14 protein-coding genes are annotated in these 14577 nt (G+C 67.3%); 8 read left to right on the top strand and 6 right to left on the bottom strand.

Annotation, left to right across the window (positions count from 1 at the left end; translation table 11 throughout):
* Positions 1-141: 141 nt before the first annotated feature.
* The 3 genes from FMZ75_RS07860 to FMZ75_RS07850 form a co-directional block, all read right to left on the bottom strand.
* Positions 142-1320: an AI-2E family transporter gene (locus FMZ75_RS07860; RefSeq protein WP_166141973.1), complete on the bottom strand. Its 1179-nt coding sequence runs from the start codon at positions 1318-1320 to the stop codon at positions 142-144.
* A 107-nt stretch (positions 1321-1427) separates the two neighbouring features.
* On the bottom strand, positions 1428-1931 hold the full coding sequence (locus FMZ75_RS07855; protein ID WP_166141971.1) for a GFA family protein: 504 nt from the start codon (positions 1929-1931) through the stop codon (positions 1428-1430).
* A gap of 54 nt (positions 1932-1985) precedes the next feature.
* Complete coding sequence (locus FMZ75_RS07850) at positions 1986-3290, bottom strand: TAXI family TRAP transporter solute-binding subunit (RefSeq protein WP_166141969.1); 1305 nt, start codon at positions 3288-3290, stop codon at positions 1986-1988.
* A gap of 266 nt (positions 3291-3556) precedes the next feature.
* Here FMZ75_RS07850 and uvrC point away from each other — a divergent pair, with 266 nt between their 5' ends.
* The 4 genes from uvrC (at position 3557) to FMZ75_RS07830 (ending at position 7088) form a co-directional block, all read left to right on the top strand.
* On the top strand, positions 3557-5527 hold the full coding sequence (uvrC, locus tag FMZ75_RS07845) for an excinuclease ABC subunit UvrC (RefSeq protein WP_166141967.1): 1971 nt from the start codon (positions 3557-3559) through the stop codon (positions 5525-5527).
* A gap of 181 nt (positions 5528-5708) precedes the next feature.
* A complete protein-coding gene (pgsA, locus tag FMZ75_RS07840) occupies positions 5709-6329 on the top strand; it encodes a CDP-diacylglycerol--glycerol-3-phosphate 3-phosphatidyltransferase (protein WP_244594734.1) in 621 nt (206 codons plus the stop codon).
* Positions 6326-6577 (top strand): molybdopterin converting factor subunit 1, encoded by a 252-nt coding sequence (moaD, locus tag FMZ75_RS07835; protein WP_024880614.1) that lies wholly within the window; start codon positions 6326-6328, stop codon positions 6575-6577. Before pgsA ends, moaD begins: the two co-directional genes overlap by 4 nt.
* A gap of 52 nt (positions 6578-6629) precedes the next feature.
* On the top strand, positions 6630-7088 hold the full coding sequence (locus FMZ75_RS07830; protein WP_142863140.1) for a molybdenum cofactor biosynthesis protein MoaE: 459 nt from the start codon (positions 6630-6632) through the stop codon (positions 7086-7088).
* Here FMZ75_RS07830 and FMZ75_RS07825 read toward each other — a convergent pair whose 3' ends face one another.
* Positions 7089-8285: a DUF3047 domain-containing protein gene (locus tag FMZ75_RS07825; protein WP_166141965.1), complete on the bottom strand. Its 1197-nt coding sequence runs from the start codon at positions 8283-8285 to the stop codon at positions 7089-7091. It lies immediately after the preceding gene.
* Between the two features lie 138 nt (positions 8286-8423).
* Here FMZ75_RS07825 and FMZ75_RS07820 point away from each other — a divergent pair, with 138 nt between their 5' ends.
* Complete coding sequence (locus FMZ75_RS07820; protein WP_166141963.1) at positions 8424-9443, top strand: AraC family transcriptional regulator; 1020 nt, start codon at positions 8424-8426, stop codon at positions 9441-9443.
* A 58-nt stretch (positions 9444-9501) separates the two neighbouring features.
* On the opposite strand, the gene FMZ75_RS07815 is transcribed toward FMZ75_RS07820, so the two are convergent.
* Positions 9502-10458 carry a transglycosylase SLT domain-containing protein gene (locus FMZ75_RS07815; RefSeq protein ID WP_246728845.1) on the bottom strand — a complete coding sequence of 319 codons (957 nt, stop codon included), beginning with the start codon at positions 10456-10458 and terminating at the stop codon, positions 9502-9504.
* 370 nt (positions 10459-10828) lie between these two features.
* On the bottom strand, positions 10829-11284 hold the full coding sequence (locus tag FMZ75_RS07810; protein ID WP_166141959.1) for an outer membrane protein assembly factor BamE: 456 nt from the start codon (positions 11282-11284) through the stop codon (positions 10829-10831).
* A 252-nt stretch (positions 11285-11536) separates the two neighbouring features.
* On the opposite strand from FMZ75_RS07810, the gene FMZ75_RS07805 reads away from it, so the two are divergent.
* The 3 genes from FMZ75_RS07805 to FMZ75_RS07795 all read left to right on the top strand — a co-directional run bounded on the left by FMZ75_RS07805 (position 11537) and on the right by FMZ75_RS07795 (position 14473).
* Positions 11537-12178: a DUF177 domain-containing protein gene (locus tag FMZ75_RS07805; RefSeq protein WP_246728844.1), complete on the top strand. Its 642-nt coding sequence runs from the start codon at positions 11537-11539 to the stop codon at positions 12176-12178.
* Positions 12179-12437: 259 nt separating this feature from the next.
* Entirely contained in the window at positions 12438-13487 is a 1050-nt protein-coding gene (gene plsX, locus FMZ75_RS07800; RefSeq protein ID WP_142863145.1) for a phosphate acyltransferase PlsX, read from the top strand.
* A complete protein-coding gene (locus FMZ75_RS07795; RefSeq protein WP_166141957.1) occupies positions 13484-14473 on the top strand; it encodes a beta-ketoacyl-ACP synthase III in 990 nt (329 codons plus the stop codon). Before plsX ends, FMZ75_RS07795 begins: the two co-directional genes overlap by 4 nt.
* Positions 14474-14577: the final 104 nt, after the last annotated feature.

The following is a 14577-nucleotide window of genomic DNA, read 5'->3' as shown; positions in this document are numbered from 1 at the left end:
GCGGACCTCGGATAGCGAAAGGCCCGCTTGCGAAGCGGGCGCTCATCAATATGGGATCGAAGCCGGGACGTGCAAATCCGCGCCGGACCCTAATCGAGTACGGCCGATTTGTGAACCTCGCCTTTCGCCCTGTCGCGCCGTTCAGCGCTCGGGCGCGGAGGCGGTCGCCGCGGGAGGCTCGAGCGCGCGCGGCTCGGGTGCGGTCGGCTCGGGAGCGGCCGGCTCCGGCGTCGCGACGAGGACGCCGCTCTTGCCCTCCCCCGCCCAGGCGCTCAGCAGCTCCCAGGCGACGGCCAGCACCACCGGACCGACGAAGAGGCCGATGATTCCATGCACCAACACGCCGCCGATGACGCCGACGATGATGACGAGCAAGGGCGTCGTGAGCCCGCGCGCGATGACGATGGGCTTCAGCACATTGTCGACCAGCGTCACCGTCAACATGCAGCAGGTGAAGAGCAGCGCCGGCAGCGTGCGCATCTCGGTCCAGGCCCAGAGAATCGAGGGCACCACGACGAGCAGCGGCCCGATCTGGACGATCGCCAGCACCAGAATGCACAAGGTCAGCAGGCTGGCGCCGGGCGCGCCGGCGAGCTGCAAGCCGAGCCCGCCGATCGCCGCCTGCAGCAACGACACGCCGATGACGCCGCGCGAGACCGTGCGGATCGTCGAGCCCGCGAGCTCCACGAAATGCTCGGCGCGCTTCGAATCGATTCGCGTCACCGCCGTCTTTATGGCGCGCACCAGCGCCGGCCCGGGCGCGAACAGAAAGCCGGCGATGATCACCGAAATCAGAAATTTGAACACGCCTGCGCCGGCGTTTTTGGTGGCGTCGAGCGCGATCTCGCCATAGGGCTTGAGCTGCGGCAGCGCCTGGGCGAGCGCGCTGCGCAGATTGGTGGAGGCGAGCTCCCAGAATTCGTAGGCCGATTCGCCGACGAAGGGCCAGCTGCGCAGCGCCTCGGGCGGCGGCGGCACCCAGACGCCGCCGGCGTCTATGCGCTCGGAGAGGACGCGCAAGCCGTCGACGACCCCGAGGCCGAGCCAGGTCGCCGGCCCGATGACGAAGAGCAGGCCGAGGAGCGTGATGACGACGGCCGCCAGCCGTCGCCGCCCGCCGAGCCGGACCGCCGTCCACTCGAACACGGGATAGAGCGCCACGGCGAGAATCGCGCTCCAGGTCACGATGGTGACGAAGGGCCTCACCAGCAGGAAGGACCAATAGGCCAGAGCGCCGAGCGCGCCGAGCCGGATGATCAAATCTATGAGTGTCGCGTTCAGCCGCCTGCGGCCGGACGCTTCGCGCTGGTCCTCGATCACCCGAGTTTTCCCCGATCTTTTGTCGCGCCTCGGCCGCCGACGCGCCTCCCCCGCGACAACATAGCGCGGATCACAAAAGGTTTCACGCCCGCGGCCCCGTTTCCCGCCTATCGCCCGAAGGCCATGGCGAGCCGCGCCCCGATCAGCCGTCCGAAGAGCCGCAGCGGAAAGCCACGGAAAGCCGGCGCATCCTGCGGCAGCGGCAGCGCCGAGCGCCGGCGCGCGACCTTTGTCCGCATCTCGATCGGCGGCAGATCGCCAGCGTAGCGCAGCCGATAGGTCGAAACCCAGAAGCCGGGATCGAATTTCAGGAACATGCCCGTGTTGCAGCAGGAGGCGGCCACCCTGCGGGTCGACGAATCGGGCTTCAGCCTGTGATCCTCGAGCAGCTCCGCGCCCGCGACGCAGCGAAAACGGTCGTCACGAAAAGTGAGATAAGGCGTGCCGCCGTCGGGATCGCGCAGGAGATGCGCATGGGGCAGAGCCTCGATCCTGCGGCCGCCCTCCTGGCAATCGGAGCAATAGCAGACGGCGCTGACGATCGGCTCGCCGACCACCTCGCAGCGCACACGCCCGCAGGCGCAGGTAAAATCTCGGATGAGGGAAGCCATGTCGGAAATCCTCTGCTCGAAACCGACGACATTATAGCGAGCCCGGCGCGAGCGTCATGCGGCGCGCAGGCCATCCTTCCTGCGCTCGATCGAACGCCGCGCATGGTCGATGGCGAGCGAGGACACGGGATATTGATCGGCCGCGGTCTCGCCATCCGCGAGCTTGTTGACGCAATCGGCGACGAGCCCGCGAAACTCCGTCTCGATCCGCTCGAGGCCCGCGCTGTCGGCCGTCAGCGCCTCGTCTGCGAGGGTCAGCAGGCGGAAGACGCGATTTTGGTCCTGCACGAGGCGCCGATTGTTCCATAGGCCGAGCAGCACGGCGACGAGCGAGCCCAAAAGGCTCAGCGGAATGCCGATAATGTAGAAATATTGCTGGAACGAATCGAAAAAGCTCTGATCGCCGCTCGCGAGATAGGCGGCGACGCCAGGGTGGACCGGCAGCAGCGGGTTCTGCGCGTCGAGATCGGGCGCCTCGATCTGGGTCCCGCCCGGCGAGAGGGCGGCGAGCTTGGCCTTGGTCTTGAAAATGGAGCGGCCGATCGCTCCGGCCACCACATTGAGCATCGAAAAAGGCGCGACCAGCCGATAGGTGACGGCGAGGCCCTTCACCGTATCGTCGGGCACGGGCGGATGCGCCTTGAAGGCGCCTTCGGGGATATCCACAGATTCGAAGCCCGGAAAGCGCTTCACCAGCGCGTCGGCCTGATCCATCGGCAGGAGCTGGGGCGGGCTCTTCATCGCCTTGGCGATGGAGGCGACGACATCGACCGCCTGCCCCGGCCCGATCGGCCCGACCGCCAACGCCGCCGCCACGCGGCCCGCGCGCATGGCCGGGCCGATCTCGCCGAGCGGCAGGACGAGGCGCTTCACGCTCGCCGCGGGGACGTCGAAATAGGCGAGAATATCATCGAGCGCATGCTGATTTTCCGTCTGCAGCGCGCCCTCCGGCACGGCGATGGTCTTGCGGGCGAGGCCGGCGGCGTCCTTGATCGGCGAGCCATGCGGCAGCACGATCGCCACCACGTCGCGGCGCAGAATGGCGATGGTCTGGCCATTGGAGGGCGGCGCGACATCGGTACGCACGATGGCGAGATTGACCTTGCGGTCCTCGAGCGCCTTGGCGCTGGCCGAAAGATCGGCGACCGGGACCTCCTCTATGCGGATGAAGGGGTGCAACCCCGACACGACATGAATGAACGTGGAGATGGTGCGCTGAGCCGGCGACATCGCCGGGCCTGTGGTGATGCGCAAGGTCGCCCGCGGCGACAGGTAATAAAAGAGCGACAGCGCCGCCGCGAGCGCGAACAGCAGAACCGCGACCCAGAAGACGAGACGCGGCGCATGGCCTTTGGGCATGGGGCCTCCTCCCTATGCGCGGAGAAATAGGCCGCCGCGCGCCAGAGCCCACGGCCTTGTCATACCGCCTTCCCGCTGGATGGTTCGGCGCGTTCCCCCTCTCTCGGGGCGTGAGCCGCAGACGGAAAACGCCCCGAGCCCCTCATCCCCACCTTCTCCCCGCAATGCGGGGAGAAGGAAGGCGGCAAACGCCGCGCGAACCGATCAGCCGGAAGCCGGATCACGCGCTCTTCCCATTCGCGCGCGCCGGGCATAAATCTCGCCGCATGAGCGATACGCCCGACCTTCCCGAAACCCTCGATGAGGAAGAAGACCTCACGGAAGAGGCCGACGGCGCCGCTCCGCCCGAGCTCGCGGCCGATACGCCGGAGAGCGTCAAGCGCGGCGTGTCGGTCATCAAATCCTATTGGAAGAACGCGCCCAACGGGCCGGGCGTCTATCGCATGATCGCCGAGAATGGCGAGGTTCTCTATGTCGGCAAGGCCAAGAACGTCCGCAAGCGCATAGCGAGCTACACGCGCCTCGCCGGCCATGTGAATCGCATCGCGCGCATGATCTCGGCGACCGCCTCGATGATGTTCATCTCGGTCGAGACCGAGACCGAGGCTCTGCTGCTCGAGACCAATCTCATCAAGCAGATGAAGCCGCGCTTCAACGTGCTGATGCGCGACGACAAGAGCTTTCCCTATATTCTCATCGCGCGCGATCATGATGCGCCGCAAATCGCCAAGCATCGCGGCGCTCGCTCGCGCAAGGGCGATTATTTCGGCCCCTTCGCCAACGCCGGCGCGGTGGGGCGTGCGCTCAATGCGCTGCAACGGGCGTTTCTGCTGCGCTCCTGCACCGATTCGTTTTACGAGAACCGCACCCGGCCCTGCCTGCTCTATCAGATCAAGCGCTGCGCCGGCCCCTGCACGGGCGAAATCTCGATCGCGGATTATTCCGTGCTGGTGCAGGAGGCGCATGACTTCCTCACCGGTAAGAGCCGCTCCGTGCGCGAGCAGCTCGCCATGGAGATGACCGCGGCGGCTGAGCGCCTGGAATTCGAGCGCGCCGCGCGGCTGCGCGACCGCATCTCCGCGCTGTCGCTGATCCAAGGCACGCAAGGCGTCAATCCGCACAGCGTCGAGGAGGCGGACGTCTTCGCCATCGCCAAAGAGGCGGGGCGCTTCTGCATCGAGGCGTTTTTCTTTCGCGCTTTTCAGAATTGGGGCGACCGCGCCTATTTCCCGCGCGCCGATCAGAGCCTTTCGGAAGAAGAAGTGCTCGGCTCCTTCCTCGCGCAATTTTATGGCGAGCATCCGCCGGCGCCTCTGGTGCTGCTCTCACATGTGATCGAGGATCGCGAGCTATTGACGGAAGCGCTGTCGGACAAGCTCGGCCGCAAGGTGGAGATCGCGACGCCGCAGCGCGGCGAGAAGCGCGAGCTGGTCGAGCATGCGCAGACCAACGCCAAGCAGACGCTGACGCGCAAGCTCACCGAGGACGCCAGCCAGGAGAAGCTGCTCATCGCGCTCGGCGAGATGTTCGGCATGGAGAAGCCCCCGCGCCGCGTCGAGGTCTATGACAATTCCCATACGGGCGGCCAACAGGCGATCGGCGCGATGATCGTCGCCGGGCCGACGGGCTTCATGAAGACGCATTACCGCACCTTCAACATAAAGCGCGCCGAGATCACGCCCGGCGACGATTACGCCATGATGCGCGAGGTGCTGGCGCGCCGCTTCGCCCGCATTGCGAAAGACGCGGAAAAGCCCGAGGAGGAAGCGCCGGACGCGTTTCCGTCGAAGCCCGATCTCGTGATTATCGACGGCGGCCGCGGGCAATTCGACGCCGCGCGCGCCGTGGCGGCGGAGATCGGCCTCGAGGGTGTGACCATCGCCTCCATCGCCAAGGGCGCCGACCGCAACGCCGGCCGCGAGATGTTTTTCGTCGAGGGCCGCGAGCCCTTCCGCCTGCCGCCGCATGATCCGGCGCTCTATTTCGTCCAGCGCCTGCGCGACGAGGCGCATCGCTTCGCCATCGGCACGCATCGCGCGCGTCGCAAGAAGGAATTCGCCAAGAACCCGCTGGACGAGATCGCGGGAATAGGCCCGGCCCGCAAAAGGGCGCTGCTGCTCGCCTTCGGCACCGCCAAGGCGGTGGCGGGCGCCGCGCTCTGCGACCTCGAGAATGTGCCGGGCGTGAACAAGGCGACGGCGCGGCTCGTCTTCGACCATTTCCAGCGCGGCGGCTGATCGGCGGCCAGCGGCTAAAATTTGTGCGCGGCTCGGCGACGTTCCCGCCGGCGCGCCTCGAGCGGCAAAATGCCGGTTTTGCCGAAGCTTCCCGCTGTTGCGCGGGAGATCGGACCGGCGGCGGAGGAGCGCGGCGCCGTCGAGGCGCCCGTCTCTTCTATTGACAAGAGAGGCGCTGGGCATGTTCCTTCGCGGCATGACATCGACGGCCATTCCGCCGCGCCGCGGGCGCGCGCTCTCCCTGCCCAATATTCTGACCTATGGCCGGCTCGTCGCCGTGCCGGTCGTCGCGGGCCTCCTGCAATGGCCGGACGAGCATTGGATGCGCTGGACGGCGCTCGGCGTCTTCACCGCCGCCGGCATCACCGATTTCTTCGATGGCTATCTCGCCCGCGCCTGGGCGCAGCAATCGACGCTCGGCGCCATGCTCGACCCCATCGCCGACAAGCTGCTCGTCGCCGCCACTCTGCTGATGGTGGTCGCCGATCAGACCATCGCCGGCGTCACAATATGGGCGGCGCTCATCATCCTGTGCCGCGAGATTCTGGTCTCCGGCCTGCGCGAATATCTCGCCGAGCTGAAAGTGCCGCTGCCGGTCAGCGCCATCGCCAAATGGAAGACGACGCTACAGCTCTTCGCGCTCGGCTTCTTCATCGCCGGCCGCGCCGGCGAGCTGGTGCTGCCCGGCACGGTCAATATCGGCAGCGTGCTGCTGTGGATCGCCGCGCTGCTGACGCTCTATACCGGCTATGACTATATGAGAGCCGGCTGGGCGCATTTCGGAACGGATGAGGCGCGATGAAGGCCCTCTATTTCGCCTGGGTGCGCGAGCGCATCGGCCGCGCGGAGGAGGAGCTCTCCCCTCCCCCGGAGGTGGCGACGGTCGGCGAGCTGATCGCCTGGCTGAAGTCGCGCGACGAAGCCTATGCTCTGGCTTTCGAGAACGCCGCCGTCATTCGCACGGCGATCGACAAGGCCCATGTGCGCCATGAGACGCCCATCGCCGGAGCGCGGGAGATCGCCTTTTTCCCGCCGATGACCGGAGGGTGAGGCGCGACGGACAAGAGCGAGCCTTCATGCTCGCATCGAACCCCACACTTCCATGACCCCCACCATCCGCATCCAATCCGCCCCCTTCGATCCGGCCCATGAGGCCGCGCTGATCGAGGAGGGCCGCCGCGACATTGGTGCGATCGTCTCCTTCACCGGCCTCTGCCGCGACGAGGACGGCGCGCTCTCGGCGCTGGAGCTCGAGCATTATCCCGGCATGGCCGAGGCGGAGATCGCCCGCGTCGCCGAGGAGGCGCTCGCCCGCTGGCCGCTATCGGCGCTCACTGTCATCCATCGCCACGGGCGCATTCTGCCGGGCGAGAGAATCGTGCTCGTCGTCACGGCCGCGCGCCATCGCGGCGAGGCCTTCGCCGCGGCGGAATTTCTGATGGATTATCTGAAGACGCGCGCCCCCTTCTGGAAGAAGGAGCATCGCGCCGACGGCAGCGTCGGCGACTGGGTCGAGGCCAAGGCCAAGGACGACGCCGCCGCCGAACGCTGGAACAAATAGCTAGAGCCTCGTCACCGCCCCATCCGCCGTCGCGACGCGAATGTCGGCGTAGCGGCAGGCGCCGCGACGACGCTGGAAGGGCGTGATCGCCAGCAGCCAAATATGGCTGATCGCCTTGGCCGGCCCGCCGATATGGGCGGCGTAATCGGCGGCGACGTCGCGCTCCAGCGCCCGCCACTCGCCGAGCCCCGCGGCGCCCGAATCGACGACCATATGAGTCTCGACCGCGCTCCAGCCGGCGAGCGGACAGCGGAAGACTTTTCCGGTCGGCAGGCCGGCGCTCCAGAAATAAGTGAGGTCCTGACCGTCCTCGAATTTCACGCCGATCGAGAGATAATCGTGGAAAGGCGCGACATCCTCCGGCTTCGCCGAAGGAAGCTGGTCGATCTTCCAGCGCCAGCCGAGCTTGGGCCGCGACGCGAAGGCGAGCGGCAGCGGGCGCTCGATGATGGAGGCGGAGCCGGCGCTCTCGCAGACGATCTCGCCATCCGCTTCGCGGCCGAACGCGTCGGCGCCGCCGCCGAGACTGAAGTGATCGTTCCAGCCTTCCGGCAATTTGCGCCCGCGTTTCAGCCGCGCGATCTCCGCCGCGACGAGACCATTCACGTCCCCCGCCGCGGCGAGGCTCTCGAGGCCGGAGAGCGCCTCGCCCTTCCAGACCAGCGCGACGCCGACGATCTTCACCTCTTGTTTGCGATACTCCGCCTCGGGCGTCCACAGCCTGCCATCCGCATCGGCGAATTGCGCCGCAGAGCGCGCGATCTCCAGCGGGCCGTCATGGGCGGCGATCATCGTGCCGGTGTCGACGCCCGGGCTGTACATCGGCCTTTTGCCGCGCGTGCGCGCATGGAAGACGAGGCCCGGCTTGAACCAGAGGTCATAGGGCCGAGCGATCCACATGCGCCCGGCGACGAGAAAGCTGACCTGCTGGCCCTTCGCCGCCGCGAGGCCGAGATCGATCCACGGCAGATCGTCGCCATCGATCTCGAACAGGCGATAGGAGACGAGCGCGCCCGAACGGGCGCGCGCGATCAGCGCCTCCATATCGCGTTTGAAATCGTCGCGCACGAGATCGGCGCTCTCGGCCGTCGCGGGCGAGGCGACGAAAGGCAGAGCCGCGGCGCCGAGCGCGCCCATCCGCAACATGTCGCGTCGAGACAATGCGGCCGAGGCGCGCGCGAGACAATAGAAGCACATGTCCAAAATCCTCCCCGAACTCGGGCAAATCCCCCGATGGATCGGCCTTTGTGAGCCGATAGGGAATGCTATCGTCCGGCCGCTGGCGGCGCTTGCCAGGACATGCCGAAAACGCCGGACGATGGCGCGCGAGGGCAGATGCGACAAACGGGCTACACACGCGCGAGCACGCTGGGGCCGATCGCCGAGGTCGTCGGCGGCGCCGGCGGCTCGATCGAGCGCGCGTTTCGCCGCGCGGAGCTGCCGCTCGGCCTGCTCGAATCGCCGGACACGCTGCTGCCGCTGCGCGATCATTTTCGCCTGCTCGCCGCCGCCTCCCGCGAGCTGGCCGACGAAGCCTTCGCCGCCCGCCTCGGCCGCCGGACGTCGATCGCCGGCCTCGGCGTCTATGGCAAATGGGTGACACGGGCGCCGACGCTGCTCGAGGCCATCCATCGCGCCGGAGCCAGCCTGCCGCATATGCTGCAGAGCGCGACGCGGCTGGTCCTGCGACGACAGGGCGAGGAGGCCGTCTGGTCCTATGAGCTGGACGATCCTGCGACCGAGGGCCGGCCGCAGAATGAGATGCTGGCCGTCTGGTATATGATCGCCCTCGTGCGGCATTTCGCCGGCGCGCGCTGGCTGCCGCGCCGCGTGATGTTCGGCGGCCTGCCGGCGAGCGCGCGACGATCGATCGGCGAGCAGATGGGCGCCGACATCGTGCTCTGCGACGGCCCGGGCTCGATCGTCTTCGATCAGCGGCTGTTGATGGCCGTCAATCCGCGACTGGGCGAAGGCGATGGACTGGGCGCCGAGGAAATCGCCCGCATCTTCGACATTCCGGCGCCGGACGATCTTCCCGGCAGGATCGCCGTGCTGATCGAGCTGGAGCTGCTCGGCGGCCGCCCCACGCTCGAGACGATCGTGCGGCGCGCCGGATTGTCGAAGCGCACGCTCCAGCGTCGGCTCGGCGATCTCGGACTGAGCTACGCCGATCTCCTGCGCGACACGCTCCAGCGCCGCGCGATTGGCCTGCTGCGCCGGCCGGAGCTCTCGATCACCGAGATCGCCGCGCAGCTCGGCTATAGCGATCCGGCGCATTTCACCCGCGCCTTCGAGCAATGGAGCGGCCTCGCGCCCAGCCGCTGGCGGGAATTGGCGCGAGCCGCGGAGCGATAGACCAGAGACGAAAAAGGCGGCCCGCGAGGCCGCCTTTCTCATTTTCTTCGAACGAAGCTCACTCCGTATAGGCGAGCGCCGCGGCTGGGAGCTGCCGCTCCACGCCTTTGTAGCGATCGGAGCGCTTGCCCATCATCGTCTCGAAGGCCTCGTGCACCTCGCCGACAGACTTCGGCTTCATCTTCTTGCCTTCGCGGGCGAAGAAGATGGGCTTATTGGCGCGGGCGGGCCGCGGAAGCAGCTTGGCGGCCGGCGTGTTCGGCGCCTCCTCCACCTTCGCCATGAAGCGGGCGGCGTCGTCCGGCCCCAGGAAGTGGATCAGATAGGTCTCGCCCGCCGTCAGCGGACGGCCGATGCGCTCGGCGATGCGCTCGCCGTCATGCTTCAGCATCTCGGCCGCGAACACGGCGGAAAGATACGGATCATTGCGCATGGCGAGGATTTCGGAGCGCTTCTGCGGCGCGACGCGATAGTCGCCGCCGATCGCCTGCGCCGCCGCCTCCTGGCCATGGCTGCGGCCGAACATGCGCACAGCCTTCAGCCACGTCGAATCGATGAACTGGAACAATCCGCTCGCCGAGGAGGTGCTGGCCTTGGCCTTCGGCGCGAAGCTCGACTCCTTGTCGGCGATCGCCATCAGCAGGGCAGGATCGGATCCCGTGGTGCGGGCGGCCTGCACGACGTGCTCGACAATGGCGCGGGCGACGCGCACAGGGCCGAACTGCAGCACCATCGGAGCGGCGCCGGCCACGTTTTTGTCGGCTTCGGCGTCGGCGGAGCCGGACCAAGCCTTCACCGCCTCGCCTATCGCCTCGGCGGCGTCGGCGTCGAGCGGCTGATCGGTGAGGCCGCGATTGGTCAGAAAAAACAAGGGCGGCGGCGCCGGGCGGCTCCGCGCGCCGGCTCGCGACGCCTCCGACGATCTGAACCGGCCCCAGCCATCCGGCATAGAGAGCAACGCGGCCACCAGGGCGAAGGCGAGAGCCGTCGCTATGGCGAAAGCGCGAAGGAGCATGTGAACGGATCCGTCGGCCCCCGCGAGGGGGCGGTCCGCGTCTGCGCGGTCGAACACGGGCAGAAAGCGCGACCATTTCGGCGCCGACGCTTCGCCGCGAACGGCAGGAGCTATCGCTTCGAAAGACACTCTGTTTCATTCCTCGCTGTTGTTTGGACGAGACAGAGGCTAGCAACCGCGAGGGGCGAAAAATCGACTGCGCGCGTCACGCGCGCGTCACATTCGGCCGGCGCTCCGTATTTCCCACAAGCCTTTAAAAATGAAGCGATCGGCTACGTACGAAGCTGGTCGGCCGATTCGGCCGCCACAATTGCGCCAAATCGACACAGCCATGCTTCCGATTGAAAAAGCTCGGATTTTTCTCGAATCCTCAGAAGCTGGTCAGCTTCGCCAGCATATTGCGGATGAAATTGAACTCGGCCCCGGCCGTGGGCGTGGTGCGGCTGAGGAAGTCGACGACCTTGCCGTCCTTCAGCCCATAGTCGGCGATGCGCTGGACCTTTTTCGTCTTGTCGAAATAGACCGCGAGAATGTGCTGGTCGGCGACCTCGGGCGGCAGGAAGGCGAGCTCGCGCTGGATGCGCTGGCTCACATAGTACCAAGCGTCGCCGCCGATCGTCGATGTCGTCGAGGGCGTGCCGAGAAGAGCGAGAACCTGCGGGGCCGGCATTCCCACCTTCACCTGCGCGACCTTGCGCTCCTCGATGATGGCGCCGCGGTTGATGACGCCGTCATAGCCGAGGCACCCGGCGAGCGGCGCCGCGAGCAGAGCGAGAGCGGCGAGGCAGCGGGCCTGCCGCGAAACGACGACGAGCGAAAACCCCATGTTTCTCTCCGCGCTGGGCCTCCATGAGGCCGACCTCTATCGCGACAATGTTCGAAGCGTTTGCCTAACTCTCGGCTGGCGCGAAAGCAAGCGGCGACGCCTCCGGCGCGACCCGGAGGCTGGCGTCGGCGCGTCTTCGACCGTATCAATGGCCGGAAAATGGCGAAGCTTCCCCCAATGGGCGCGGCGCCCATCTATATTTCACCGTGGCCGGCCGAAGCGGCGACGTCGAAAAGAGTCGAGGAGCGGCGAATGAGCGACGATCTGCAATTGCCCGAAAACCCTTTCGCGCGTCCGCTCGCCGCCGTCGACGTCCCCGAGGACGGGCTCGAGCTGACCATCGCCGCCGACGCCGCCGAACGCGCGGCGCTCGCCGAGATGGATGATCTCGCCGCGCTGAATCGCCTCGAGGCGAAGCTGAAAGTGACGCGGGCGGGCCGCGGCGGATTGCGCGTCGAGGGCGAGCTCACCGCCGATGTGCGCCAGACCTGCGTGGTGACGCTGGAAGAATTCGACGCCCGCATCGTCGAGCCGATCGACGTCTCCTTCGCGCCCGAGCCGACGCCGACCGCCCCGCCCCCGGCGGAGCGCATGTCGCGGCGCCGGCGCGAGGCGGAGCCCGTCGAGCAGAAGGAGGAGCCGCGAGCGAGCCGCCATATCGCCGATCTCGACGCGGATGCGCCAGACCCGCTGGTCGACGGCCGAATCGATCTCGGCGCCATTGTCGCGGAATTTCTGGCGCTGGCGCTCGACCCCTATCCGCGCAAGCCGGGCGCGCGCTTCGCCCTGCCCGACGAGACCGAGCCGCCAGAGGAGGCGCCGGCGAAAGTCTCGCCTTTCGCTCGCCTGCGCGACGCGCTCGGCGAAGACTCCGGCAAGCGACGCCGAAAGTAGGGAAGCGAAAGCTCCGGCAGGAATTGCTCTTGCGCTGGAGCGGCGCAAATGGCAATTCGTCAGCGGCTGGCGCCTTGGGCCGGCGGCGAGTTCGGTCCGCGACGAGCGATCGCGCGGAACCGAGAAACGAGCGGGCGCCTGGCCGCTCCGCTTCGCCGCATCTTTCGCGCGACCGGCGGCCCCGTGGGGCGGAACAATACGGGCCGCGCGGATCGTCATTCGTACGTCATTCGTAAACAATGTCGGGAGACGAGGCAGAATGGCGCAGCCCATTCGCATAGCGTTGGACGCCATGGGCGGCGATCATGGTCCGAAGATCACCATCGCCGGCGCCGCTATCGCTCACGATCGTCACCCCGACAGCAGCTTCCTGCTGTTCGGCGACGAGGCGTCGATTCGCGTCGAGCTCGCCGCGCATCCGCGCCTCGCCCGCGTCGCGACCGTCCGCCATTGCGACGTCGCCGTGCGCATGGACGACAAGCCGAGCCAGGCGCTGCGCTCCGGGCGCCGCGTCTCCTCCATGTGGCAGGCGATCGAGGCGGTGAAGAAGAACGAGGCCGATGTCGCCGTCTCGGCCGGCAACACCGGCGCGCTGATGGCCATGGCCAAGGTCTGCCTGCGCACAATGGCCAAGATCGAGCGGCCGGCGCTGGCCTGCCTGTGGCCGGCGCCGACGGCGCGCGGCTATTCCATCGTGCTCGACGTCGGCGCCTCCATCGGCGCGGACGCCCGCCATCTCGTCGATCTCGCCGTCATGGGCGCGGCGATGGCGCGCTCGCTCTTCGACATGGAGCGGCCGAGCGTCGGCCTGCTCAATGTCGGCGTCGAGGAGATAAAGGGCGTCGAGGAGGTCAAGACGGCCTCTCGCCTGCTCCGGGAGGCGGACCTTCCCGATCTCGACTATCACGGCTTCGTCGAGGGCGACGAGATCGGCAAGGGCGTCGTCGACGTGGTGGTGGTGGAAGGCTTCTCCGGCAATATCGCGCTGAAGACCGCCGAAGGCACAGCGACTCAGATCACCAATTATCTGCGCGAGGCGATCGGCCGCAGCTGGCTCGCCAAGATCGGCTATCTGCTGGCGCGCGGCGCCTTTCGCGAGCTGCGCGACAAGATCGACGTTCGCAACATCAACGGCGGCGTGTTTCTCGGCCTCGAGGGGATCGTCATCAAGAGCCATGGCGGCGCCGACGCGCTGGCCTTCGCCCGCGCGGTCGAGATCGGCTATGAGATGGCGCATCAAGGCCTGCTCTCCAAGATCCGCGACATGCTGGCCTCGAGCCGCCGCGACGACCAGGAAGCCGCTCAGTGACTCTTTCTCCGCGCCCTCTGCGCTCTGTCGTCGTCGGTCTCGGCAGCTATCTGCCGAGCCGCATCCTCACCAATGAGGAGCTCGCCGCCACTGTCGACACCAGCGACGAATGGATCACCCAGCGCACCGGCATAAAGGAGCGCCACATCGCCGCGCCCGGCGAGACCACCTCCATGCTGGGGGAGAAGGCCGCGCGCGCCGCCCTCGCCGACGCCGGCCTCGGGCCGGAGGACATCGATCTCGTCATCGTCGGAACGTCCACGCCGGATTATACTTTCCCCTCGACGGCGACGCAGATTCAGGCCGCGCTCGGCATGACGCGCGGCGCCGCCTTCGATCTTCAGGCCGTGTGCTCGGGTTTCGTCTTCGCTCTGGCGACGGCGGAGAAATTTCTGCGCTCCGGCTCGCACAAGCGCGCGCTGGTCATCGGCGCGGAGACTTTCTCGCGCATTCTCGACTGGAACGACCGCACCACCTGCGTGCTGTTCGGCGACGGCGCCGGCGCCATGGTGCTGGAGGCGCGCGAGAGCGAAGGCTCGCTCGCCGAGCGCGGCATATTGACGACGCATTTGCGCTCGGACGGACGCCATCGCGCCAAATTGCATGTCGACGGCGGCCCCTCCTCCACCGGCACGGTGGGCCATTTGCGCATGGAAGGCAAGGAAGTGTTCCGCTTCGCCGTCGGCATGGTGACGGATGTCGTGACGGACGCCTTTGCGGCGACCGGCTTCACGGCGGCCGATCTCTCCTGGTTCGTGCCGCATCAGGCCAATCGCCGCATCATCGACATGTCGGCCGCAAAGCTCGGCATAGCGCCGGAAAAAGTCGTCGCCACAGTGCATTTGCACGGCAATACTTCTGCGGCCTCCATCCCCCTCGCTCTGTCGGTCGCGCGCGACGACGGCCGCATCAAACGTGACGATCTCGTGATGCTCGAGGCGGTAGGCGGCGGATTCACCTGGGGGTCGGCGCTCATCCGCTGGTGAGGCGCCACGAAATCCCGGTCCTGAAACTGCAACCTGCGCTTGATTTTCGCCGTAGTTTCTGAAAAATAATCAAATTGAGTTTTTCGCGCCTCGCGATGAGGGCC

The organism is Methylosinus sp. RM1 (genome assembly GCF_011378635.1).
Classification (GTDB): Bacteria; Pseudomonadota; Alphaproteobacteria; order Rhizobiales; family Beijerinckiaceae; genus Methylosinus; species Methylosinus sporium.
The sequence above is the reverse complement of the archived record's forward strand: the minus strand, read 5'-3'. Positions and strand labels throughout refer to the sequence as shown.